This window comes from Sulfitobacter sp. AS92 (assembly GCF_038900015.1).
Lineage (GTDB): Bacteria > Pseudomonadota > Alphaproteobacteria > Rhodobacterales > Rhodobacteraceae > Sulfitobacter.
This window is the reverse complement of sequence record NZ_JBBMQL010000003.1, coordinates 532,816-557,076: the sequence shown is the minus strand read 5'-3', so window position 1 is coordinate 557,076 and position 24,261 is coordinate 532,816. Positions and strand designations below refer to the sequence as shown.

At 60.1% G+C, this 24,261-nt stretch carries 22 protein-coding genes, 1 tRNA gene and 1 pseudogene; 5 read left to right on the top strand and 19 right to left on the bottom strand.

Annotated features, from left to right (window positions below; genetic code table 11):
- Positions 1 to 60: 60 nt before the first annotated feature.
- From WNY61_RS08880 to WNY61_RS08845, 8 genes and pseudogenes are all read right to left on the bottom strand, one after another.
- Complete coding sequence (locus WNY61_RS08880) at positions 61 to 1,191, bottom strand: TRAP transporter substrate-binding protein (RefSeq protein ID WP_342851093.1); 1,131 nt, start codon at positions 1,189 to 1,191, stop codon at positions 61 to 63.
- 180 nt (positions 1,192 to 1,371) lie between these two features.
- Positions 1,372 to 1,813: pseudogene (locus tag WNY61_RS08875) on the bottom strand (transposase); the annotation flags it as partial.
- 251 nt (positions 1,814 to 2,064) lie between these two features.
- Positions 2,065 to 2,139 (bottom strand) — tRNA-Phe (locus WNY61_RS08870).
- Between the two features lie 115 nt (positions 2,140 to 2,254).
- Positions 2,255 to 2,446, bottom strand: a complete 192-nt coding sequence (yacG, locus tag WNY61_RS08865; protein WP_342851092.1) for a DNA gyrase inhibitor YacG — start codon at positions 2,444 to 2,446, stop codon at positions 2,255 to 2,257.
- Positions 2,443 to 3,477 carry a ribonuclease E/G gene (locus tag WNY61_RS08860; RefSeq protein WP_342851091.1) on the bottom strand — a complete coding sequence of 345 codons (1,035 nt, stop codon included), beginning with the start codon at positions 3,475 to 3,477 and terminating at the stop codon, positions 2,443 to 2,445. The genes yacG and WNY61_RS08860 overlap by 4 nt, the downstream gene beginning before the upstream one ends.
- Positions 3,474 to 4,052: a Maf family protein gene (locus tag WNY61_RS08855; RefSeq protein WP_342851090.1), complete on the bottom strand. Its 579-nt coding sequence runs from the start codon at positions 4,050 to 4,052 to the stop codon at positions 3,474 to 3,476. Before WNY61_RS08855 ends, WNY61_RS08860 begins: the two co-directional genes overlap by 4 nt.
- Before the next feature lie 89 nt (positions 4,053 to 4,141).
- Positions 4,142 to 4,360: a translation initiation factor IF-1 gene (infA, locus tag WNY61_RS08850; protein WP_005978431.1), complete on the bottom strand. Its 219-nt coding sequence runs from the start codon at positions 4,358 to 4,360 to the stop codon at positions 4,142 to 4,144.
- A gap of 81 nt (positions 4,361 to 4,441) precedes the next feature.
- Complete coding sequence (locus WNY61_RS08845; RefSeq protein WP_342851089.1) at positions 4,442 to 5,317, bottom strand: carbon-nitrogen hydrolase family protein; 876 nt, start codon at positions 5,315 to 5,317, stop codon at positions 4,442 to 4,444.
- A gap of 188 nt (positions 5,318 to 5,505) precedes the next feature.
- Here WNY61_RS08845 and WNY61_RS08840 point away from each other — a divergent pair, with 188 nt between their 5' ends.
- Together WNY61_RS08840 and WNY61_RS08835 are read left to right on the top strand one after the other, a co-directional pair.
- The gene (locus WNY61_RS08840) at positions 5,506 to 6,489 is read left to right on the top strand and encodes a LysR family transcriptional regulator (RefSeq protein ID WP_342851088.1); all 984 of its coding nucleotides are present in this window, start codon (positions 5,506 to 5,508) and stop codon (positions 6,487 to 6,489) included.
- Positions 6,490 to 6,495: 6 nt separating this feature from the next.
- Positions 6,496 to 7,188: an NAD-dependent deacylase gene (locus tag WNY61_RS08835; RefSeq protein WP_342851087.1), complete on the top strand. Its 693-nt coding sequence runs from the start codon at positions 6,496 to 6,498 to the stop codon at positions 7,186 to 7,188.
- A gap of 39 nt (positions 7,189 to 7,227) precedes the next feature.
- Here WNY61_RS08835 and WNY61_RS08830 read toward each other — a convergent pair whose 3' ends face one another.
- Both WNY61_RS08830 and rpmB read right to left on the bottom strand, forming a co-directional pair.
- Positions 7,228 to 8,841: a BCCT family transporter gene (locus WNY61_RS08830; RefSeq protein ID WP_342851086.1), complete on the bottom strand. Its 1,614-nt coding sequence runs from the start codon at positions 8,839 to 8,841 to the stop codon at positions 7,228 to 7,230.
- Between the two features lie 258 nt (positions 8,842 to 9,099).
- Positions 9,100 to 9,399: a 50S ribosomal protein L28 gene (gene rpmB / locus WNY61_RS08825; protein WP_007120535.1), complete on the bottom strand. Its 300-nt coding sequence runs from the start codon at positions 9,397 to 9,399 to the stop codon at positions 9,100 to 9,102.
- Between the two features lie 268 nt (positions 9,400 to 9,667).
- Between rpmB and WNY61_RS08820 the strand changes: the two genes are divergently transcribed.
- Positions 9,668 to 10,363, top strand: coding sequence for a CDP-alcohol phosphatidyltransferase family protein (locus tag WNY61_RS08820; RefSeq protein WP_342851085.1), 696 nt, complete (start codon positions 9,668 to 9,670; stop codon positions 10,361 to 10,363).
- Between the two features lie 6 nt (positions 10,364 to 10,369).
- On the opposite strand, the gene WNY61_RS08815 is transcribed toward WNY61_RS08820, so the two are convergent.
- Complete coding sequence (locus WNY61_RS08815) at positions 10,370 to 10,825, bottom strand: methylated-DNA--[protein]-cysteine S-methyltransferase (RefSeq protein WP_342851084.1); 456 nt, start codon at positions 10,823 to 10,825, stop codon at positions 10,370 to 10,372.
- 261 nt (positions 10,826 to 11,086) lie between these two features.
- Entirely contained in the window at positions 11,087 to 14,008 is a 2,922-nt protein-coding gene (ileS, locus tag WNY61_RS08810) for an isoleucine--tRNA ligase (RefSeq protein WP_342851083.1), read from the bottom strand.
- Positions 14,009 to 14,381: 373 nt separating this feature from the next.
- Between ileS and WNY61_RS08805 the strand changes: the two genes are divergently transcribed.
- Complete coding sequence (locus WNY61_RS08805; protein ID WP_342851082.1) at positions 14,382 to 15,131, top strand: Crp/Fnr family transcriptional regulator; 750 nt, start codon at positions 14,382 to 14,384, stop codon at positions 15,129 to 15,131.
- Here the strand turns inward: WNY61_RS08805 and WNY61_RS08800 are convergent.
- The 4 genes from WNY61_RS08800 to WNY61_RS08785 are packed head-to-tail and all read right to left on the bottom strand — an operon-like array spanning position 15,128 to position 20,400.
- Entirely contained in the window at positions 15,128 to 16,285 is a 1,158-nt protein-coding gene (locus WNY61_RS08800) for a glycosyltransferase (RefSeq protein WP_342851081.1), read from the bottom strand. The genes WNY61_RS08805 and WNY61_RS08800 overlap by 4 nt on opposite strands.
- Entirely contained in the window at positions 16,282 to 17,226 is a 945-nt protein-coding gene (locus tag WNY61_RS08795) for a galactosyltransferase-related protein (RefSeq protein WP_342851080.1), read from the bottom strand. The genes WNY61_RS08800 and WNY61_RS08795 overlap by 4 nt, the downstream gene beginning before the upstream one ends.
- Positions 17,198 to 18,355: a glycosyltransferase gene (locus WNY61_RS08790; RefSeq protein ID WP_342851079.1), complete on the bottom strand. Its 1,158-nt coding sequence runs from the start codon at positions 18,353 to 18,355 to the stop codon at positions 17,198 to 17,200. The genes WNY61_RS08795 and WNY61_RS08790 overlap by 29 nt, the downstream gene beginning before the upstream one ends.
- Positions 18,352 to 20,400 carry an HAD-IIB family hydrolase gene (locus WNY61_RS08785; RefSeq protein ID WP_342851078.1) on the bottom strand — a complete coding sequence of 683 codons (2,049 nt, stop codon included), beginning with the start codon at positions 20,398 to 20,400 and terminating at the stop codon, positions 18,352 to 18,354. The genes WNY61_RS08790 and WNY61_RS08785 overlap by 4 nt, the downstream gene beginning before the upstream one ends.
- Positions 20,401 to 20,546: 146 nt before the next feature.
- On the opposite strand from WNY61_RS08785, the gene WNY61_RS08780 reads away from it, so the two are divergent.
- Positions 20,547 to 21,326 carry a sulfotransferase gene (locus WNY61_RS08780; RefSeq protein ID WP_342851077.1) on the top strand — a complete coding sequence of 260 codons (780 nt, stop codon included), beginning with the start codon at positions 20,547 to 20,549 and terminating at the stop codon, positions 21,324 to 21,326.
- 5 nt (positions 21,327 to 21,331) lie between these two features.
- Here WNY61_RS08780 and WNY61_RS08775 read toward each other — a convergent pair whose 3' ends face one another.
- The 3 genes from WNY61_RS08775 to WNY61_RS08765 all read right to left on the bottom strand — a co-directional run bounded on the left by WNY61_RS08775 (position 21,332) and on the right by WNY61_RS08765 (position 24,224).
- The gene (locus tag WNY61_RS08775; protein ID WP_342851076.1) at positions 21,332 to 22,336 is read right to left on the bottom strand and encodes a TIGR01620 family protein; all 1,005 of its coding nucleotides are present in this window, start codon (positions 22,334 to 22,336) and stop codon (positions 21,332 to 21,334) included.
- Entirely contained in the window at positions 22,336 to 22,725 is a 390-nt protein-coding gene (locus WNY61_RS08770; protein ID WP_342851075.1) for a GNAT family N-acetyltransferase, read from the bottom strand. Before WNY61_RS08770 ends, WNY61_RS08775 begins: the two co-directional genes overlap by 1 nt.
- Positions 22,726 to 22,796: 71 nt before the next feature.
- Positions 22,797 to 24,224, bottom strand: a complete 1,428-nt coding sequence (locus tag WNY61_RS08765; RefSeq protein ID WP_342851113.1) for a YcjX family protein — start codon at positions 24,222 to 24,224, stop codon at positions 22,797 to 22,799.
- Between the last annotated feature and the right edge of the window lie 37 nt (positions 24,225 to 24,261).

The following is a 24,261-nucleotide window of genomic DNA, read 5'->3' as shown; positions in this document are numbered from 1 at the left end:
CGTGTGGAAACCCCGGCACAACAGGTGCCGGGGCTCGTTCCAATCTACTGCCTTAACGGATCACATCTTGATCTTGCCGGGGAAGTAATGCTCGTACGCGAGGCCGTAGTCGGGCGCGTTCATCAGCTCATAATAAGACACGCGGCTGACCCAGTCGCGCTGGCTGTCGAGTGTCTTTTTCATAAACGGATCGGATTCGAGCTCGGGGATCAGCTCGTCCCATGCTTTTAACTGTGCGTCCAGAATTTCCTTGGACGTCCGGTGTACGGTTACACCCGCTTCGTCCTGCAGGAATTGCAGATCGGCAGAATAGCGGTCCATCGCCTTGGCGGTGTTGGCTGTGGAAACAGCCTCAACGCCATATTTCAGAATCGCCTGCAGATCGGGATCAAGGTCTTCGAGGAACTGTTTGGAGAACAAGAACTCAAAGCTTTCCGATGCCTGATGGTACGAAGAGAGGTAGTAGTTCTTGGCAACGTCATGCGCGCCAAAGTCCTTGTCCGACGATGGGTTGTTGAATTCAAAAGCGTCGATCACGCCACGTTCCATCGCGGGGACGATTTCGCCACCGGGAAGCTGAGCAACAGACATGCCCATCTTCTGCAAAAGGTCGGCAGCAAGGCCTACTGTGCGGTATTTGAACCCCTGAAGGTCAGCGACTGTGTTGACCTCCTGCTTGAACCAGCCGAAGGGCTGCGCGAACATGGGGAAGCCAAGGTATCCCACGACGTCGAGGCCCATGATGTCCTGTGTTAGCTCGTTATAAAGCTCCTGACCGCCACCCTGATAGAACCATGACAGCATCGTTGTAGCGGAACCGCCGAAAACGGGGCCTGTGCCGAACAGGGATGCGGCCTTGTTCTTGCCGTACCAGTAGACTGGCACGGAGTGGGCCGCGTCAATCAGGCCGTCGTTCACAGCATCCAGCACCTGGAACGCGGCGACAACAGCACCGGCTGGCAGCACGTCGACCTTCATGCGCCCGCCAGACATTTCCTCGACCCGTGTGGCGTAGTCGCGTGCGAAATCCTGCCAAATGTTCGCATCATTCCAAGACGTCTGCATCTTCACGACGATTGGAGCTTGCGCCAGTACGGCTGGTGCGGCGAGCATGCTGCCAGCAGCAGCACCCCCGGCAACGGCGGATTTCGTCAGAAACGAACGCCGGTTGATGGTTCTAGATTCTTTCATTTTTTCTCCTCCCAGAGTCTTCGTTGGTCGATCTTTTTTGGTTATTAAAACTACCAATTGACTACATGTTAGTTGGTTGGAGCTTCATCGCAAGAAATATCTCAGAGCCGTTTGTGAAAGCACCCGCATGCAACCCTGGGCGGTCCTTCCGATGCGCGGGAGCAACTCACCGGGATGCTACTCGACCTTGGCGACAACACGGCGAGGCTTGTCCCAAGACACCGCCTGATACTCAAAGTCGTCATAGATACGCCTCACACCTTTTGGCGGACCCACCGGGCGCTTGACCATTTGGGCGGCCCCGCCCTGGAGAACACGATTGGTGCGGAGGCGAATGGGCGAAGGTAGCATCGCCCCGGAAGAACCGCATAAGGTGACGGTTCGCATCTCGCGCTATGTACATTAACGCGGCGCGGAGCGCAGCGTTCAAGGTGGCCATGTTGGTTGAAGACGAACAGCGGGTGATAACACATACAGCCGAAATGACTGTTCCATGACGTGCCTTCCTGTGCGCCGTGTTCTGGCTGACAGAAGTGTCCAACTCGAGTGTGATATACTTCGACGGCTTGCGCTCATGAAAACGGTTGATCCATTGTCCTGACATATCAGCCAGTGCAGTGCGTTTTACAGATGGGTAAGAGAACGTCTTTTCAAAGACTTACTTACAGGTCTCTATATCGAATTAGCCAGTAAGGACTTCGCGCGGTCACCAACATCGCCAAGCCTTCACGCAACTGCTTAGTCTTTAGTATTCGATTTTTGGAAACTTCGGCCAAAATGAGACCGTGATAGAAGGGTATAAATGTGTACTATCTTAAGGGCGAGCTCGAAAAACTTCAGAAAGCCAAAAATTCAATATTTTCAAGTAATTAATGGTGCCCGGGGGCGGAATCGAACCACCGACACGAGGATTTTCAATCCACTGCTCTACCCCTGAGCTACCCGGGCACGGGTTACCTCTTTCGAGGTTGGGTGAGCGGGTTCTAGGATCTGTGGCGCGGGGTGTCCAGCCCCATTTTACCCTGAAACTCACTTCTTTTCCCGAAACGGAAATTATCTCGCGTTAATGGGACCTTGCGGGGTTGTCTTGTGCTGCTTCGATGGCGTCGATGGCCGATTCAACGTCTTCAGGATCGCGCGAGGGAACCGCATAGCTGCCGTTGAACCAACGCCCCAAATCAATGTCGGCACAGCGGCGCGAGCAGAAGGGACGGTGCGCTTTGACGGTCTCGGCTTTGCAGATCGGGCAGCTCATTGATCTTCCCCCGCAAGAACCTCCGCCAGCACCGGGCGGGCGCGTTTGCGCTGCAGCTCGTAATGGCCCAGCGGCGTCCAACCGACCAGCGTCGTGTCCACCTCATCGGCGCGAAACGCGGCACGCAGGGCACTCTCGAAGGTGCGGCGATCTTTTTTGGGCATGGGGGCAAGATCAAGTGTGATCTGCCCGCCCAACCCGCGTAGACGTAGCGCACGTGGCAGCACGCGGGCGCAGGCCATGTTGGCTTTAACCCCGGCGGCGAGGGATGCGTCGCTGCCTGTGTTCACATCCACGGCAACAAGCGCGCGGGTCGGCTCTACGTAGATCGACGCGCCATTGCCGAGCGGCACCTGAGGCGAAGTCAGCCGGTCGAGCTCTTCCAGAACCCCGTGCTCTGCAAAACTTCCGGCCTCGGTCACGATCTCAGCAGGTGCTACCCAGTCGCGCCACGCCAGTAGATGTGGGCCATCACCTTCGCTCAGCACGTCCATCTCCTGCGCGTCGTCGTTGGCAACGGTGTCGGCCAAGGCCATCATATTGGCGATGTCTTCCGCGATGTCATCGGCATCAGCACCTGCGCAAGAAGACCGTAGGATCAGGCCCAATTCTGCTCCGCCCGCTGCTTCATGGGCGATTTCGAGCAGCCGGTCGCGCTCTTGCTCGTCCTTGATAGAGCGCGAGACATTCAACCCCGGCGCATCGGGCGTCACGATAGCATAGCGCGATTTGAACAGCAGTTTGTTCGTGACCGGAATCGCTTTGCCCGGCTCTGCATGGCCCGAGACCTGCACGAGGATCGTCTGACCGGGTGCCAAACCTTTGATCTGGCGCAGAAATGCCGCGCCGTCAGGGGTTTTTAGGAACATGCCCCCCTGCCCTTTCACTGGGCGATCCGCAATCGCGCGGTAAACGGTACCGACACGCGGCGCATCGCTGTCGATTAGAAAATCATCAAGTTTTCCGTCCACCATGAGTGCTGCGGCTTCAACATCGCCAAGATGGTCGAGAATAATCGTTCGGCCCTTCATGCGGCACCTCCGTCAAATGGGTAGCCTGCCGCTTGCAGCAGGTTCGCAGCCTCGGCCAATGGCAGGCCGACGATTGCAGTGAATGAGCCGCTGATCCATGGGATAAGCGCGCCAGCGGGGCCTTGGATCCCATAGCCACCCGCTTTGCCGCGCCAATCGCCGGTGGCGAGGTAGCGACGGATTTCAGGCTCGGAGAGGGATTTCATCTTTACGATACTTTGCACATCGCGCTGCCAGAGCTTTTCGTCGCGCTTCACCGCCACGGCGGTGATTACTTTGTGACGACGGCCCGACATCAGACGCAAAAAGGCCTCGGCCTCCGCTTCATCCGCTGGTTTGCCCAAGATACGCCGGCCAATTGCAACTGTAGTGTCCGCGCAAAGCACGATATCATCTGCCTCAGCAGGCACTGCCGCCACTTTTTCGCGCGCCATCCGGGCGCAATAGGGGCGCGGCAGCTCGGCCTTGTGGGGGGTCTCATCAATATCAGGAGCGCGGATCGCATCGGGGACCACACCGATCTGGGCCAAAAGCTCCAACCGGCGCGGTGATCCTGATCCGAGAATGAACTGCATCTTATGGGCCTCTTTGTCTGAGGCCGGCAGCCCGGTCGGGGCCGCGCACGGCCCCGCCTGCGCCGCGCAACGCGCGAACGCGGTGCCGCTTACTTGAAGCGATAGTTGATCCGACCCTTGGTCAAATCATAGGGTGTCATTTCCACCTGAACTTTGTCGCCAGCCAGAACACGGATGCGGTTTTTCCGCATCTTGCCTGCCGTATGCGCGATGATCTCATGGCCGTTTTCCAGCTCGACCCGAAACGTCGCGTTAGGCAGGAGTTCCTTCACGACACCGGGAAATTCGAGCGTATCTTCCTTGGCCATGGTCTCTCCTTGAGCATAAAACCCTCCAATTTGAGGGCGCAGGCTTAAATGGGCGCATTTTGCCGCTTTTTCAAGGGGGATTCAGCGCAAAGCGACGTTTATCGCCTTTCCGTCGCGGCCAAGCTGATCCTGCCAATCCCTGCGGTTCAGCACGATGCCATCTGCACGCACCTCGGCAACCTGTGCCAAATCGGCGTCTGCAATGGTCCAGCCGGGGGCATTCACCTCGCGCAGGCCCAAAATACCCGTCGGCGGGAAGCCCCGATCGGGCGGGCAGAAAATGCCACCCGCGCCAAAAGATTGACCCAACGCGTCTGACCAATCCGCCGCGCCGACCACCGAAGACATTGCCGTAATGCACTGATTCTCCAGCGCGCGGGCCATGGAGCCGATCCGCACACGCCAATAGCCTGCCAGTGTTTCTGTCACGCTTGGCACGCAGATCACATCGCAGTCCGCCAGCGCACGACCCAGCAAGGGAAACTCACTGTCGTAACAAATTAGGATGCCGATTTTGCCGATCGCCGTCTCGAAGACCTGGAGCGCATTGCCCCCGATCACGCCCCACTCTTCACGTTCGAACCGGGTCATGATCTGCTTGTCCTGCACGCCTACCCGCCCCGAGGGCGTGATCAGCCGGGCGCGGTTGACGGGGCGGCTGTCAGTAGCCGCGGGGCCGGAGCCTGCAACGATATGCACATTGTGCTCCGCCGCGAGTTTCAAATGCAGCCGATCAGCCTCTGGCAATTTTTCCGAAACGGAAAAGAGTGAACGCTCTAAATCCCCGGCCACCTCGGCCCCATCAAGCGTGGCCAATTCCATCGCGGCGTATTCGGGGAACACCAATAGGTCCGCCCCCTGCACTGCTGCCTCTGCGACCCAATGGGCGAGCTTGTCTTCGTACTGCGCCCAAGAGGTCAAAATTTCGAGCGGATAGGCGGCTGTGGCAATTTTCATTTCGTGCTCCGGGACTGCATTCGGCGCAGTCTGCGCGGCTTTGGCGGGGGCTTCAAGGGGCGGCTAAAGGGATCAGGTGGGGGCCTGCGCATTTTCGCCATTTCCAAATCCGGCCAGCCAGTTCCTCGGGCAAACACTTGACCTGAGCGGCCCGTAGTTTCACAAGATCTGAAAGAGATGGGACGCATATGCTTAACAAAGGCATCACCCTTCGGGGCATCGAAGTGTTTGAAGCGCTAGCGCGCAGCGGATCGGTGGCACAGGCTGCACAGGCCACGGGGCTCAGCCAACCCGCCGTCAGCCAGCAAATGCGCAACCTTGAAGCCGCCGTCGGCGCGGAACTGGTCGATCACACACGCCGTCCAATGCGTCTGACTCAAGCCGGACAGATGTTCCTACGTCGTGCCGGGTTGGCGCTGTCGGAGCTTCGGCAAGCGCAAAGCGAAGTGACCGTGATGGACCTCGCGCATTTAGACGCACTCAATCTCGGCGTGATTGATGATTTCGATGATGACCTGACGCCGCGCCTTGCCACGATCCTTGGCGATAGCCTGACCGGATGCCGCTTTCGCATGATCACTGCAGGCAGCAATGAGTTGGCCGATGCCCTGCGCGAGAAAAGCCTGCATATGGCGCTTTCTGCTCAGATCGACAGCAAGCTGGACGCGGTGCTGGAATACCCGCTGGCCCGCGATCCCTTTATCATCGTCACCCCTGCAGCGACGCCACATGATCCCGCGGCCCTGCTGAGCGGCGACACGCACCTGCCTTTCCTACGCTACGCCGAAGACCAGTTGATCGCGCGCCAGATCGAAGCCCATCTTGCCGCCCAAGGCCACAGCCTGCCCGCACGGTTCGAGATCGGCAGCCATTTGGCGCTGATGGCCATGGTGGCGCGCGGCATCGGTTGGGCAATCACAACGCCCTTGGGCTACATGCGCGCCGCGCGGTTTCACAACAAGCTGGCCGCTTGCCCCCTGCCCACCCCAGTGCCGGCGCGGACCATCTCGCTGTTCGCCGGGGCCGAATGGTCCGGCCCCGTGCCGCGCGACATTGCCCAAACCGTGCGGCAATTGATGCAGACCCATATGATCGCTCCCGCCATAGCAGAACTTCCGTGGCTGGCAGAGGGGTTTCACCTGCTTGAAGACGACAACCGGATCGGAGACTAATTAGACATGACCAAAATCGTGATCCTTACCGGCGCGGGCATCTCTGCCGAAAGCGGGCTTGAGACCTTTCGCGCCTCTGATGGCCTTTGGGCGCAGCACCGGGTCGAAGACGTGGCCACGCCCGAGGGCTTCGACCGCAATCCCAAACTCGTTGTCGATTTCTACAACGCCCGTCGCGCGCAGGCGGCAGAAGTGTCGCCCAACGCCGCACATCAGGCGCTGGCCCGGCTGGAAGCCGAGCTTGATGGTGAAGTCGTGGTCATCACCCAAAACGTCGACGATCTGCATGAACAGGGTGGCTCGCAGAATGTAATGCATATGCACGGTGCCCTTAAAGGTGCGCTTTGCGCTGCTTGCGATCATCGCTGGCCTGCCCCGATGGTTATGGCGCCCGGCGATCCCTGCTCCGCCTGCAACGCCCCTGCCGCGCGGCCCGATATCGTCTGGTTTGGCGAAATGCCCTATGAGATGGATACGCTTTTTCAGCACTTGGCCGAGGCCGACATCTTCGCCGCAGTCGGCACCTCAGGCAACGTCTACCCCGCTGCCGGTTTCGTCGCCGAAGCCCGCCGCGCCGGGGCGCATACGATAGAGTTCAATCTAGAACGCTCAGCCGTGGGCAATCAGTTTGAAGATCACCGCATCGGCCCCGCCAGCCAAACAATCCCCGCGTGGGTTGACGAAGTCTTGCGCAGTTAAGCGCAGGCGCGCCACGAAAAGGCGCGCCTGCCTGATTGTTTACCGCGGCTCGCTGCTGAGCCCTTTGTAAACCGTGTAGCACATCACCAGCATCAGGATGGCAAAGGGAACCCCCGTGGCCGTAACGCCGGCCTGCAGCGCAGATAGGCCGCCACCGATCAGCAGAACGATGGCAATCAATCCTTCAACAATGCACCAAAAGATTCGCTGAGGCACCGGCGCGTCGATCTTACCGCCCGCCGTGATCGTATCCACGACCAGTGAACCCGAATCCGACGACGTCACAAAGAACACCAGCGCGAGAAGAATCGCGATGGTCGACGCTACCTTGGTAAAGGGCAGTTCATTCAGCATCCCAAAGAGTGACAGTTCAGGTGAGTAGCTGTCGATCACATTGGCTTTGACCAGCGAGGTCTCAGGGCTGGTAAGGATTTGTTCAATCGCGATACCGCCAAAAACACCCATCCAGATGAAAATGATCAACGAGGGGATCAGCAAGACGCAGATGATAAACTCTCGCACCGTCCGCCCGCGTGAAACCCGCGCGATGAACATGCCCACAAAAGGCGCCCAAGAAATCCACCACGCCCAATAGAAGGCGGTCCAGCTTTCGCGGTACGCATCGTCCTCACGCCCGAACGGGTTTGATAACGGTATGATCTCTTGTGTATAGGCGACCAGACCGGTCCAAAAGCCATTGAGGCCCACCAAAGTCGGGCCAACGAAAAGCACGAATAGAAAGAACAAGATCGCCACGACCATGTTCACTTCGGACAGAATCTTGACCCCGCCGTCCAACCCACGCCAAACCGATACCAACGCCACAGCGGTCACCAATAGGATGATGATCACCTGTGCATTGGTCGAAATCTCAAGCCCGAAAGCAAAGTTAAACCCGGCGTTGGCTTGCTGTGCGCCAAGGCCGAGCGATGTGGCCAGTCCAAAAAGCGTGGCAAACACGGCCAAGATGTCGATGATATGACCCGGCCACCCCCAAACGCGATCACCGAGGATGGGGTAGAAACACGACCGGATAGAAAAGGGCAAACCCTTGTTATAGGTGAACAATGCGAGTGCCAGCGCCATGATGGCATAGACCGCCCAGCCATGCAGGCCCCAGTGATAAAACGTCGCTGCAAGCCCCATGGCACGTGCCGCCTCGACATTCTCAGGAATAATCGAGCCGTCTTCGGCAATCGGCAACGGCACCCCCAGAGGGCCGGAGACGTTCATATGATACACAGGCTCAAGCACACCGAAGAACAAGAGCCCGATCCCCATGCCCGCCGCGAAAAGCATGGCAAACCACGCGGGGTAAGAATACTCCGGCACAGCGTTTTTGCCACCCAGCCTAACTTTTGAGACGGGCAGAAAGATCAACGCGATACAGAAAATCACGAAGATATTTACGATGATCATGAACAGCCAATCCAGCTTGGTGGTGGCAAAATCCCGAACGGCGAGAAAGAGCACCCCCGCCTGATCCGGGAAGAGCATCGTGAGCAGAACGAAAGCGACAGCCGTCAATCCCGAGACCATGAAAACCGGGTTGTGGATGTCAAAACCAAGTGGCCCGAGAGTGCCGTCGATATTATCTTGACCGACTTCGAACTCTGTTTCGATCTCGCTGTTGCCGGGGGTGGGCTCAGTCATGATGTCTCCAATCTTGCACGCACGGTCTTGGCCCGCTGCGACAGCCCGCATGGCCAAACCACCAAAGGTCAGAGGGTTAACTAGCTCTGCTTACAGAGATTCCCCGAATAAAAACATCAATCTGCGAAAGAAAATCTACAGATGCAGCCGTATTGAGCGCACTTCTTAAACAAGAGCGAGGTTAACAAATCTTGAACCGGAAACAAAAAAGGCCCCGATCCTTTCGGATCGAGGCCCCAATCTCGTCTGTGTTAAGCCTTAGCTCAATACATCGGCAGTCGCGCTGGATTTCGCGATCGCTTTTTTGATCTTCAACGCATTGTCAGACAGTTCAACGTCCTTGGCTTTCGCCAGGAACTTGTCCAGACCACCGCGGTGATCGACGGTGCGCAGAGCTGCGGCAGAGATGCGCAGCTTGAACGCGCGGCCCAGTGCTTCGGACTGCAACGACACGTCGTTGAGGTTCGGCAAGAACCGACGGCGTGTACGGTTGTTAGCGTGGCTTACGTTGTTGCCCGTCATCGGGCCTTTTCCGGTCAATTCGCAACGGCGCGACATGGGTTCATCCTTTTGCTGTTGTGTCCTTCCAGCGATCCGGAAAAACACATAACGTGGGGGCCGCGCAGAGCCGACCCTGAATTGGTTCGCTGGCTTTAAGGGGAATCGCGGTAGCCGTCAACCCGAAGCGCAGGAGTTGAGCGCTTTTCCTGTGGGTTTGGCTGTGACGTCAAGGCCAGCCCCCCCTCCCCGCTACTCCTACGCCGGTTTTTGCCACCTGTAATTGAGTTTCCTTTGCATCCCCCTGACGGATTTGCGATGCAGACACATGACCACACAAATGCGCGCCCTTTTCGTTCACCTTTTTACTGCCACGGGCGCAGTCTTGGCGATGCTCGCCATGCTCGCCGCCGTGGAAGAAAAATGGGATCTGATGTTTCTCTGGCTGGTGATTGCCTTTTTCGTAGATGGCATCGACGGGCCATTGGCGCGCAAATACGATGTAAAGACCAACGCGCCCGAGTTCGATGGCGTCTTGATGGACCTTATCATCGACTACCTCACTTACGTCTTTATCCCGGCATTCGCCTTGTTCACTTCGGGCCTTATGGATGGGTGGAGCGGTTGGGCGATGATTATCATCATCACCTTTGCAAGTGTCATGTATTTCTCCGACACCCGCATGAAAACAAAAGATAATTCCTTTAAAGGCTTTCCCGGTTGCTGGAATATGCTGGTGCTGGTGCTCTTTGCGTTGCAACCCGAGTGGTGGGTCAGCCTGATCGTGGTGACGGTCCTTGCCGCGGCGATGTTCCTGCCGATCAAGTTCGTGCATCCCGTGCGAACGGAGCGCTGGCGTCCGGTGACATTGCCGATGGCGCTGGCATGGACCTTCTTTGCGGGCTGGTCCGCTTGGGTGAACTTTGACCCCGAAAGCTGGGCGCATTGGGGTCTGGTTGTGACATCAATTTACCTTGTTTTCGCAGGTGCTGCGCAGCAGTTGATGCCCATTGGCGAAGATTGAAGCCACTTAAATCAGCAAGCCCGCAGCACCTTCATGGCGCAGCAGGGCAACCTTGGTCTCGACCCCGCCTGCCCCGCTAAACCCGGTGAGCCCTTTTGCACCCATCACCCGGTGGCACGGGATAATGAGTGGGATCGGATTGCCGCCACAGGCTCTACCCACTGCTTGTGCAGGTACATCGAGATCACGGGCAATCTCTCCGTAAGTGCGTGTATCGCCGAACGGAATCGCGAGAATCGCGGCGCAGACCTCGCGCTGGAAATCGCTGCCCTCGACGCGCAGTGGTAGGTCGAAGCTCTGGCGCGCGCCTGTCGCGTATTCCTTGAGTTGGCCCAGTGCGGCATCAAGCAGGTCCGAGCGGTCCTGCCGCGCCGCCTGCCCCCAGCCGAGCGCCGTGATCGCGCCGTCGTCTTCGGTTAAGATCAGATCGCCAAAGGGCGTGGAGAGGGAGGCTTGTTTCATCGCCCCACTCTGCGCCAGAAACCCCGTCCGCGAAAGAGCGCTAAGGGCATCGCCCTCCCTGGCGGGCGTTAATACTTATTTGGTTGGTATGGGAGCGCAGAGAACGCCGAGGCAGCGATCTGTGGAGACGTTGCAAAATCGCCCTCCGGGGGAAGGGAGGGCGATGCCCGGCGTTCCACCGGGCGGGGCGGTTTGAGAGGTAGCAAAGAAAAACGGGCGGCGGCTAGACCGTCGCCCGTTCTATCAGTTCGGTCGCAAGGCTCAGGCTTCCGCCAAAGCCTCACGCACAGCCTCATCACAGCGCCCGCAAACGCCGGGATGTTCATGGGTGCCGACATCGGGCAGCACCTTCCAGCAGCGCTCGCATTTGGCGCCTTCGGCCTTTTCAAACACCACGGCCACACCTTGGGTCTCGGGCATCCGGAACGCCTCAGCCGGGGCCGCGTCGCCGGTCACGGTGATGTCAGAGGTGATGGCCACGTCTTCGAACGACACGCTTTCCAACGCTTCACGCTGCGCCGCGTCGTCGACATGCACCACGGGGGCGGCCTCAAGCGAGGCCCCGATCACCTTCTCGGTCCGCTGCACTTCCAACGCTGCGGTCACCACACGGCGCGCGGCGCGCACTTTGGCCCATTTTGCCGCCAGTTCAGGGTTCAACCATGCTTCGGGCGTCTCGGGCATGTCGATCAGATGCACCGAGGACTCATCTCCCGGGAAGCGCTCCAGCCAGACTTCTTCCATGGTGAAGACCAGCACGGGGGCAAGCCATGTCGTCAAACGGTGGAACAGGATATCCAGTACCGAGCGCGCGGCGCGGCGGCGCAGGGTGTCGCCATCGCAGTAAAGCGCGTCCTTGCGGATATCGAAGTAGAAGGCCGAGAGATCGACGGTCGCAAAGGTGAACACCGCCTGAAACACGCCTTGGAAGTCAAAGCGCGCAAAGCCGTCACGCACGACCTTGTCCAACTCCGCCACCCGGTGCAGCACCCACCGCTCCAATTCCGGCATATCGGCGGGATCAACGCGATCCGCCTCGCTAAAGTCATTCAACGCGCCCAACATATAGCGCATGGTATTACGCAGGCGGCGATAGCTGTCGGCCACACCTTTGAGGATCTCATCCCCGATCCGCTGGTCGGCGGTGTAATCGGTCTGCGCCACCCAAAGACGCAGGATATCCGCGCCATACTGCTGCACGATCTTCTCAGGCACGATGGTATTGCCGATGGATTTGGACATCTTCATGCCCTTGGCGTCCAACGTGAAACCATGCGTCACGACATTGCGATACGGCGCGCGGCCCGTGGTGCCGACCGATTGCAGCAACGAGGAATGGAACCAACCACGGTGCTGGTCGGTGCCTTCCATATAGACATCCGCGATGCCGTCCTCGGTTCCGTCCTCGCGGTCGCGCAGGGTGAAGGCATGGGTCGAACCGCTGTCGAACCAGACGTCGAGAATGTCCGTCACCTGATCGAATTCCGCCGGATCGACGATGCCCTCAAGGAAGCGCTCTTTGGCGCCCTCGGCATACCACGCATCTGCGCCTTCGGCCTCAAAAGCCTCGACGATGCGCTGGTTCACTTCAGGATTGCGCAGCAGGAAGTTCTCATCCGTCGGTGCGACACCCTTGCGCACGAAACAGGTCAGCGGCACGCCCCAGGCGCGCTGGCGGCTCAGCACCCAGTCGGGCCGCGCCTCCATCATCGAATGCAGGCGGTTGCGGCCAGATTTTGGCGTCCAATTGACGTTGTCGATCTCGGTCAACGCGCGCTCGCGGATGGTCTTGCCGTGCATGTCCAGCCCGTCGCCGACCTCTTTGTCGATGGCGGCAAACCACTGCGGCGTGTTGCGGTAGATCACCGGCGCTTTGGAGCGCCAGCTATGCGGATAGCTGTGCTTGATCTTACCGCGTGCCAGCAGGCCGCCGACCTCGACCAGCTTGTCGATGATGGCGCTGTTTGCGTTGCCCTCTTTGCCGTTGGGCTTGAGGATCGCCTTCCCGCCAAAGAACGGCAGATCGTCGCGGAAACGGCCGTCTTCCATGACGTTATAGGTGATCACCTGCGGTAGCAGGCCGAGGTCGCGGTAGAGCTCGTATTCTTCGAGGCCGTGGGAGGGTGCGCAATGCACGAAGCCCGTTCCCTCATCCGAGGTCACGAAATCAGCGGCACGGAAATCACGCAGATCGTCCCATTCGCCGTTTGCCCCTTCGGCCCCGGCCAGCGGGTGCAGGAGCGAGATTTTGGCCAACTCTTCATTCTCAATGCCCCGAACGCGGTTCCACATGCCCTCCTCAAGACGGGCACGGGCAAAGACATCCGTCGCAAGATCATCGGCCAGCAGGAAGCGCTCGCCGACATTGGCCCAGCATTCGTCCGGCGTCGCGGTTACTTCATAGAGGCCATAGGAAATGCCCTCGCCGTACACCACGGCCTTGTTGCTTGGCATCGTCCAAGGCGTCGTGGTCCAGATCACCACCTGCGCGCCGTCCAGATCGCTCTCGGTGCCGACGACCTTGAACTTCACCCAAACCGTGTGGCTTTCCTTGTCGTGATACTCAACCTCGGCCTCGGCCAGCGCGGTTTTCTCAACTGGCGACCACATCACGGGCTTCGAGCCTTGATAAAGCGTGCCGTTCATCAAGAACTTCATGAATTCCTCGGCGATCACGCGCTCGGCGTGGAAATCCATCGTGAGGTACGGGTTTTCCCAGTTGCCGGTGATGCCCAGACGCTTGAACTCTTCACGCTGCACGTCGACCCAGCCACGCGCAAACTCACGGCACTCAGCGCGGAATTCGTTGATCGGCACCTGATCCTTGTCGCGGCCCTTCTTGCGGTACTGCTCTTCGATCTTCCACTCGATCGGCAGACCGTGGCAATCCCAGCCGGGGATGTAGCGCGCGTCATAGCCCATCATCTGATGGCTACGCACGATCATGTCCTTGATCGTCTTGTTCAGCGCGTGACCGATGTGCAAATGCCCGTTGGCATAGGGCGGACCGTCATGCAGCGTGAAAGGGGTACGCCCCTCTTTCTCACGCAGGCGGTCATAGACGCCGATCTTTTCCCACCGCTCCAACCAGCCGGGCTCGCGCTTGGGCAATCCGGCGCGCATGGGGAAATCGGTTTTGGGCAGGTTCAGCGTGGCTTTGTAGTCGGGGGTCTCGGCGCACATGGGGGGCGTCCTCTAGGCATATGGGAGTTATTCAATTTGGTTCGGTGCGAGCGGCTCAAACACCTCTGCCCGGCGGCTCAATAGATCAGAGCGCCGGGGATATAATTCGAATAATGATCGCGGTAAGGCGTGTCATAGGGGCGCTTATAAACAGCCCCCCCTGCCCCGACAAGCCCCGGTCGAATGGCCGAACTCCGCCATGAAAGCCGCGCCGAACACCGCCAACAGATAATTTAACATTTATTATGATTTCCGGCCCTCTCTTGAATTTTTCGGTAAAATCAGCATCATACGCTATTCGATAGATTTATGAGCGCGCGGGCCTGATACGTACGGCATCCGCGCCATTTCGATTGGGCGGAAAGGCCTTCATGTGACCACAGAACAGCTCAATTATAACGATATGTCCGTCAAACCCTCTGGCATGGTCGATCACCTCAGTGATGCGCAGTGGGCCAAGGTTGCGCCCCTGTTGACCCAACATATGCACTTTGCGCCCGGTGAGGTCATCAGCCGCCGAGGTGATTTGCTGGATCACAGTCTTTTGCTCCTGGATGGTTTGATTGCGCGCAGTGTCCCAAGTGGCCAGCGCGCCCGGAATACGTTTGTCGCCCTGCAATTCCCCGGTGAATTTGTTGACCTACATGCCTTCCCGCTGAAGCGGCTTGACCACGATGTCGTATCACTGACCGATACCCGTGTGGCCATAGTTGCGCATGAACCGCTGCGCGAATTGCTGAATGGCGATGTTGAGTTTGCGCGGAAGTTGTGGCTGATGACCTTGGTCGATGCCTCCATTCACCGTCATTGGGTGATGCGCAACAGCGCCATGCGGGCCTTGGCGCGGGTCGCGAATTTCCTAAGCGAGTTTGACGCCCGCATGAGCATCGCGTATGGCACGGAGCGGCAGAGCCTGCCCTTCAGCCTGCGCCAGACTGATATCGCAGATGCGACTGGCCTTACGTCGGTGCATGTCAGTCGTACCCTGCGCGAGTTGCGCGAGCATGGGTGTTGTACGGTGGCAGGAGGGGAGCTTTTGATCCACGACCGAAAGGGGTTACATAAGGTCGGCATGTTTGAGGCCGCCTACCTTTATGCTCCCCAGTCCGAGATGGCCCCCTAACCCGCTTCGGCCAATGGCTGGCCAATCGCTTCCACCTGCAAGGCAATTGCCGGATATGTTGTGCGCGGCATGGCCACGTCATGTTGGGCGAGCGCCCCTCGGTAAAGCCGCTCGAACTTGGCAACCATGACTTGCGCATCGAACAATCGCGCCACCCGAGCGCGCGGCACCTCTGCCGGAATCGTACGCGCTTGGTGCAATGCTGCGGCCAAGGCTTCGGGACTGTCGTTTTCCGCAATCACCCCCGCATCGCCGAGCACTTCTTCCACAGCGCCATGCGGGGTCGCCGCGACCGGCAGGCCGGTTGCCATCGCCTCCACCGCAGCGAGGCCGAAGGGTTCCTCCCACTGGGGCGTGAAAAGCGCAACCGACGCCCGGCCATAGGCCCGCCCAAGCGCGGCTGTATCCAGATGCCCAACATAGGCCACATCGCCGTACAGATGCGGTTTTACCATATCGTTAAAGTAATCCTGATGCTCAACCGCGCCGTAGATACGCAGCGGCACACCGGCGATCTGCGCGGCCTCTGCCGCAAGATGCGTGCCTTTTGTCGGCGTGATCCGACCGGCCCAAACGGCACTGCCGTCGCCCGCCTCCCCTTCTGACCACTCAGAAAGGTCGATCCCATTGTGCACAACATGCGCCGTCTCGGGCGCGCCCTCGGGCCACCAGATGCCGCGCTGCCGCGCTGAAACGACGGTCGAAAAATGCCACGGTGCAGCCCCATCCATCAACGCGCCACGTAACACTTTGAACGGCGGGATATGCAGCGATGTCACCATCGGCATCCGCTCTGCCCGTGACAGGCGCGGCAAGTAGCGGTGCAGCGCGTTGTTGTGCACTACGTCAAAGCGCCCTTCTAGCAACAGCCGCGCCGCACGGGCATAGCAGGCATCAAGATGGTCATTCAGCGCCTCGGTGCCATGAAAATTATGCCATGGAAAACGGGCATCGTAATGAGCATCGCAAATCGGCAGCAGTTTTACCCCCGGTGGCAACCCTACCCCGCTATCGCCGCTGGCCAATAGGGTCACATCATGGCCCCGCGCGGCCAGCAGCCGTGCAAGCCCGTGTGTAAACGCCTCCATCCCCCCCTTAAAGGGAGGTGCGATGGGATGGCGGATATGGCCAACGATGGCGATGCGCAGGGTCATTCCGCCGCGATCTGCTCTTCGCCGCGCAGATGGCGAAGTACGCGCGCAGTATTGGCGTAGGGCTGATCCGACTGTTGTTCGCAAAGGGCAAAATCATCCGCATCCGGCTCGCGCAGCTGCACCAATGCATCCCCATCGCTGCCCACCAGCCCCATCAAACGAAAGGCCGTGAGCCAGTGGTTCATCGTGCGATGCCCCCATTTGTCTGCAAAAATCTCGGTGTTGCGCAGGATCGACGGGATGTGATGAATGGGCGGCATGCAATGCGCGTGGTGCTGGTGGAACACCTTTGCGCCCTTCGCCCAATGGATCGGCACGCCGCGCGCGTCCAGCTCTCGGCCAAAGTCGGTGTCCTCGCCCCCATACCCTGTAAAGCGTTCATCGAAACCGCCGGATTGGTCCCAGTCTTCGCGGTGGATGGCAAAGTTCAGCGACCAAAAGCAGCGGTAGTCATTGCAGCGTTTCAACCCTTCGGCGGGTGGCCCTTGGCGGTCAGAATGGCGCACGGCAACCGCTTCGAGTTTGTCATAGCTCCAGCCTTCGCTGGCCGTGCCTGCGGGCAAGTAGTTCACCTCGCCCATGATCAATCCATTGCCGGGCCGCCCATAGCCCATGTAATCGGCGATGAGGTCGGGCGCAGGAATGCAATCTACGTCAAGAAAGACGAGGCATTCGCCCGTTGCGTCAGCTGCAACTGCATTGCGAGCGCGCGACAGCGGCAGTTCGCGGCCTGTGACCTGCACCTGTCTGATTGGGAAATCGGTCTGCGGAAGATCATCATACAGGGCTTCCTGCATCACCCCAATCACCAGTTCATCCGGCTGCCGGGTTTGACGGGTAAGACCAAGGATCACATTGCGCAAATGTGCCGCGCGGCCCCGCGCAAGTGTCAGCGCGCTGACCAAGATGTCATCAGGCGCGGATGGGGTGAACGACGTCATTTAAATCTCCGGTTTCATTTGATGTTTTGGGAAGTAGCTGATTGACCAATCTGCACAGCCAATCAGCCGTTTCGGACGCGGCATTCTCGTTCACTAAAGACCGTTGCAGTGCCGGGTCATGGGTATCGAATGCGGTTTTGATCGCCGCGCGCCACGCATCGGCAGACGACGGGAAATGCGGTAGATGATGGGCGCCGCCGGCGCGGGCAAGCGCGTTGGCCTTTTCAATCTGCTCATCGAAATAGCGCCATTCTGGCACAGCCAGCCACGGCTTTTCCGCCGCGAGGATCTGATGACAGGTGGTATTGCCGGTAGAGGCCACGATCAGGTCTGCCGCCGCAAGGTAGTCTGGCGCGCTTTCGACCCAGCCATGGTGGTGCAGGTTCGCAGGCTCGGTTGCGTGCCAGTCCCGTGCCATTTGACCGATGGTGATAAACGTCGTTTCAGGCATGGCCCGCGCAGCGATCCCAAATGGGGCCGAGGCAAAGCCGGTGCCACCCCCTCCCGACATGACCACCACCAGCCGTTGATCAGCCGCGATGCCCATGCGTGCACGCAACGCCGCGCGCTGTGCCGGATCGGGCCGCTTTACGTCTACCCCAAGCCCGCCCGCAAAATGCGTCTTGACCAAATGCCTTTCTGGCCAATCAGGTTGAGCCAATGCCTGCGCGCCGGGGCAAAGAAGACCAACCGCCCCGTCATAGGCCGCTTGATGCCCCACATCCCCGCGCTGCCCATGCTGCAGCACTTTCACGTGCGGCACCGAGCATAGGCGCGCCAGCTGCGCCACTTCGGCAGACACATCGCTGATCATCAAAACTGGATTGGCGTTGGCAAACCAAGTTACTATTTGAGCCATTGCTTGCCGGATGCCGGGCCAGCCCAACGGGGCGCAATGCACTGTATCCGGCGCGCTCGTTGTGTCGTTTATATCCTCCGCCCCCGTGGCTTCGAAAAGCGATGGCAAAGTGATAACCTCAACCTGACGGGTGAAATCGGGGAATATGTCCGGTTTTGCGCAAAAGACAGTCACTGGCTGGTTTTCGGGCAATGCATTCACCACCGCCGCGCAGCGCTCGGCATGGCCTCGGCCCTGATGGTGCACGAAATACCCAATCGGCCGCGTCATTGCGCCACCATCTTAACCGGCGCTTCCATCGCGTTGGGCGCAAGGCCAAAGGTTTCCAACCCCTCCAACACACCCGCGGCATGGGCTGCACGCGCGTAGTAAAGTCGCCCGCCTCCCAAACGTTCGCGCAAACCGTCCACGGCATTGCCAACCAAAATGCCCCGACCCGGCCCGTCTTTTACCGCCTGCAGCATGTCGAAATCATTGCCACTGTCCCCGGCGACAACCAAACGGTCCATCGACATGCCCAACTGCCGGGCCGCAGCACAGACGGCGGCGCCTTTGCCCGCGGCCAAGGGCAGCACATCAATAAGCCGACCATGCGAAGCCACGATCTGCGCCGCCACATTCCGCCGCGCCAGATGGCGTTCCAGCCGCAGCGCGGTGCGCATGTCGCCAAATCCGCTCAGTTTCCATCGCCGCTGCTCGACCCGCGCTTGCCAATTAAACCCGAAATCCAGAAGGGCGCGTTTCACCCGATCACGCTCCCACCCTGCATCAAGTTTGCGAGCGAAACGCGCATCTAAACAAAGACGCCCTTGGCTATCGGGTAGGTAAACTTCAGTACCGACCGAGGTGATGAAGACACGCGGCATCGGCAGGTGCCACGCGCGCAAAATGCGACGGGCTTCGGGAAGACTGCGCCCCGTGGCCACGGCAAACACCGGACGATCACGCCGAACCCAAGCATCGAACAGAGCAGCCGATGGAGCGCAGCCGGTCAGGGTGTTGTCGATGTCGCTCGCCAACATGACCGGCGCGCCCTGAAGCGGCTTAGACTGGCGGATATCCTCGCAAATAAGCTGCACCTCATCGGCCCATTTCGACCAATCGTAGCGCCCCACATGCGCACGTCCGGCCTCTGCCGCCTGCTTCCAGACGGCCCGGTTATCCAACAGCTTCAGCAACGCAGCCTCGATAGCCTCTACGTCACGTGGTGGCACACAGATGCCATGGCCAAGGTCCGCCACGATATCGGCCGGGCCACCTTCCTGCGTGGCCACGACTGGCAAGCCATGAGACGCCGCTTCCAACATGGTCAGGCCAAAGGGCTCATGCAGAGCAAGGTTCACGAAAACCCCACCCGTCTGTGCCGCCATTTCATAAAGGGCTGCCACATCAGCTTGGCTATGACGCGGCGGAAGGGCGACCTGACCGCGCAGACGCGGTGTCCCCAAAACCTCGTGTAGTTGCGCCAACTCTGCGCGCGCCTCGGGATTGGCCTGCAAGGCATCGCCATGTTGTCCAGCAACGATCACAAGGTTCGCACGTTTCTGCAACGCAGAGCTGTCAGCATATACCTTTGCCAAAGTGGCTAGATTTTTACGGGCCACGGGGCGCGCCACTGCCAGCAGTATTGGGCGGTCGGGATCGCTGAGAGTGTCGGCCAGAAACGCGCGCCCTGCGCCCGCCCCTGCGGGGCGGCGCAACGAAACACCCGGAGAGACGCGATGAACCCGCGCTTGCGCGCCAGCCCCATAGGCCGCCACCTGAACCTCCGCCTCGTCGCGCGATGACAGCACGACGGCATCCGCCTCCAGCAAAGCACGCCGCTCGGCCTCGATCCGCGCAGTATCGACGACCGCTCCGGATTTGCTCAGTGCCAATGAGTGCGGCGTGTAGATCACCGGAATGCCGAACCGCTCCCGCGCCGCCAGGGCCAGTTGCGCTGCATCCGCAAAATGCGCATGGATCACATCCGGCCGTCGCGCCGCCTGTGCCAAGTCCGCCAGGAACGCGTCCACCAGCGCAGGGATTTCAGCGGCTAGATTTTCTTTGCTCAGATACCCCCGCTGCGCCGTCCACAACCGCCGGATCGACAAACCGCGGCCGACCTGTTGGTCGGTCTGTGCATGGACCGCCCCGAGGCTGGGGTCATCAAACGCACGGGTTACGATTTGTACCGCATCCACATCCCCCCGCGCCGCCTGTGCGCGGGCTGCCCCCAAGATATAGGCGATGTGACCGCCGGTATCTTCGGTCACGCCATAATTAACAGTCGGAGCTGTGAGACAGCCCCCGAGGGCGATGTGACAGATGAACATGATGGGTCTCCTTGTGAAAGGTGAACCCCCGATGACAGCCTTTGCGTTCCGATAACAAAAGTTAACCCCCCAGCCGCTGGAAAGGGGCGCCCACGGCACTAGTTGGCTACCCATAGCGCCGTGGGGCGCCCGTTAATGAGCAACTGATGGCCCCGAAAATTCCACCTCGTTATCTGTTTATCGGCGGGCTGCATCGGTCTGGCACATCCTTGGTCAATCGGCTGGCCAATGCCCTGCCCGGCGCGGGCGGTATCACCGGATCGGCAGCTCCTGAGAACGAAGGCGTCTATCTGCAGGGTGCCATCGCCCATACTGCGCAGTCCGGTCGGCCCATGCATTTCGCGACCAATCCGGCAGAGCATTTGACCGAAGGACATCCGCTGAACTCTTTAGAAACAAAGGCGCGGCTCGAGCGTGACTGGGCCCCGTGGTTCGACCCAGCCCTGCGCTGGCGGGTTGAAAAATCGCCGGTAAACCTCACCCGTATGCGATTGATGCAGCAGCTGTTTCCTATGTCGCAATTCATCGTTGTTCTGCGCCATCCCGAAGCAGTCGCGGCCTCGGTCGCATCCTGGGTCGATGCCCCGCCGCAGCAGCTGCTGGATCACTGGATCGCGGCGCAGGCACAGATGTTGGGCGACCTGCCCTACCTTCATGCGGTGATGGTGCTGCGCTATGAGGATATCGTTACCAATGCCCCCCGCAGCATGCGTCAGATCGCGCGGTTCCTTGACCTGCCCGAGGCGGGGTTGCCGGAGGGGATCGCAGACGGCAATCAAAACTATGCCGGGGCCGCGAAGATGACTGTGGCGCAGGCGAAGTGCGCTGCCCGCTGGGGCTATGAACCGGGGTTAAACGTGGCCCCGTGGCCGGGCCTGCTACAGCATCCTCTCCGGTCGGTACGTGACGCAGTTTCCGCCGCCTAACCCGTTTAGTTGTTGCCAAAAACCCCTGTAAGCGCACGTTTGACGATTCCCCGCACGCCGGGGCGCTTTTCACGGGCAAAGGGCAGCGGGCGGCAGACTTCAATCGCAGCCACGCCCACCCGTGCGGTCAATGCGCCATTTACCAAACCTTCCCCGAAACGTCGGCTCAATTTGGCAACGATGGACCCGCCCAAAAGCGGTTCGATCAGGTCATCGCCGACCGCCACAGCACCCGTTGCCACAAGATGCGACAGCACCGCGCGGGTCAGCCGCCATGAGCCAAAAAAGCCCGAGCGCCCACCGTAAATCTCTGCAATACGTCGGATCATCCGCAGGTTGCTGCTGAGTGCAGCGGCCACGTCGGCAAGCGCCAAGGGCACCAGCGCAGTGACGGCTGCGACCTGCCGCGCCGCTGCTTCGACTTCGCGGGTCGCGGCGCGGTCTAATGGGGCCAAGACCTCTCTCTCGGCCAGCCCCAACAAAGCCTCTGCGTCGAATTGGTCGCCGCGCAGTTCCGCCAATCGGTCGCGGCCCCAACGGGTGTCTTCGCGGTGTTTATACAGCGCTTCAAGCCGATCCGTCACGCTGCGCGCTGCGGCCAAATCAGCCTGCGCCAGTGCCTCGCCTGCGTCATGGCGCAGCCCGTCAAGCCGCGCAAGCCGGCCAAAGGCGGCCATTTCGCGCAAGGAAAGCAGCAGCAGGACCAGCAAAAAAGCCCCGAGCAGTAGGGTCATCGCCCACCCCAGCACCGGATAGCGCGCCATTAGATCAGTCACGAAGGTCCATGCGGCGATCGACACAAGCGCCGTCACCAATGCGCCCGCCAGCGCCCAGAACAGCCGCACCAGCCGCGAGGGTTTGCGTGCCGCAAGCTGCGCGGCAATCTGCATTGCTTGCCCCTTGGGCGGGGGGACGTCGGTGTCAAACTCCGGCACGGCGGGCGCATCGGCGACCGAGGGCTGGGGTTTGCTGTCTTCCTCTAGGTCGAATAGGATTGGTCCGCGGGCCATTAGGCGGCCTCCCTTTGCCAGTGCAATGTCAGATCGGGCAGCCCTTCGTCATTGGCGCTGCCATCGCCGCGCGCGGTCTCGGCAAACCCGTGGTGGCGGTAGAAAGAAATGGCAGGCGTGTTCGCCTGAAATGTCCAACATGTCAGCGCCTTATGACGGGTTTTTAACCCCCCGATAAGGGCGGAGCCTATGCCCTGCCCCCGCGCATCATCTGCAACATAAAGCGCATCCAACTCGCCCCCTTTGCAGGCTATGAAACCGGCGATCCGGCCTGCCTGTTCGGCGACAGTTACCCAGCCCCGTACTATCATCGCATCGGCATGGGCGATGTCTTCAGCCGCGGTATGAATGCGCGGCAACCAATTGGTCTGCCTTGCGAAATCGCTCATTATCCCTCCCACCGCGCCTGCGTCCAAGGGTTGTGCTGCGCGCAGCGTGGCGGGGCGTGTCAGCAGCGCGCTCAAAGCCGATCTCCGATCAGGAACTCTGCCGCGCGGTCCAGTCGAATATGCGGCGGGCCGTCACCGGGGCGTAGGTCCAGCACCGCCGGGGCAAAGCGCATGATCTGGTAATCCGCACCCAACCATTCCTGCGCGCCCTGCCGCGCGGGGGTCAGCAGATGCGCCGGGTCTTCGGGCAACTCACCAGGGTAGAATGCCGCCTGCCGCCCGCGTGTTTCATCGTCATTCAAAAGCGTCCCGCGCACCACATCAAGCGGCTCGCCCCCATGGGTCATCACATCTTCGGTCGTGGCGCGCAGGCTGGCGATGGCCATGGCCCGCGTGCCGGCCCCGGCGTATTGCGCCCGGTCCCGTGCATCGCGGATCAGCGCCTGCATGATGCCGCTTAGCCGCGGGTGCTGGCTGTGATGCAGATGGTCGGCCTTGGTGGCAGCAAAGAGTACTTTTTCAACCCGTTTGCCGCGCAGCAGGCTGGTCAGGAAGTTATTCTTCCCCGGCCTGAAGGCGCTTAAGATATCAGCCATCGCGCCGCGCAGGTCTTCGACCGCGCGCGGCCCTTGGTGAATCGCGCCAAGCGCGTCGACCAGCACGACTTGGCGGTCGATCCTAGAGAAATGATCGCGAAAGAAGGGTTGCACCACCTGTTTCTTATAGGCCTCAAACCGCCGCGCCATCTCGCGGATCAGCGATTTGCGCGGCGCGCCATCGGACCCGGGCAACGGCGCAAAGGTCAGCACCGGCGAGCCAGCAAGGTCTCCGGGCAGCAAGAAGCGCCCCGGCGTGCAGTCAGAATAGCCATTGGCGCGGGCGGTTTGCAGATATTCGGCAAAGCTGTCGGCAAGCCTGCGCGCTGTGGTCTCTTCCAACTCGCCATGGGGATCGGTTTGCTCAGCAAGCGTCCGGTAGCCCGCAGCCTCCTCGCGGTGCGCGATGCGTTCAATCACCTGCGCCGACCATTCGGCGTAAGTGACATCCATCAGCGCCAGATCCAGCAGCCACTCACCGGGATAATCCACGATATCCAAATGCAACGTGCGCGGCCCCTGCAGCCCCGCCAGCAGCCCATTGGGCCGCACCTTGAGCGACAGCCGCAGTTCCGAGATCGCCCGCGTGCTTTCCGGCCAATGCGGCGTCTTGCCGGTCAGCGCGGCGAGGTGGTTCTCATAGTCAAAACGCGGCACGGTATCGTCGGGCTGGGGTTGCAAAAACGCCGCCTCGATCCGCCCTTCAGAGGCCGCCAGCAGCCCCGGCATCCGCCCCCGGTCCAGCAGGTTCGCCACCAGCGAGGTGATGAAAACCGTCTTGCCTGACCGCGCAAGCCCCGTGACCCCCAGCCGGATGACCGGCTCGAAAAAGGTCTCGCCCACCGTGTCGGTGACATTCTCAAACTGCCGCCAAATGCCATCGGCAATGCCCGTAATACCCAAAGCTGCGCCCGTCCCTTTGTCTTTGCCGTTAACATAG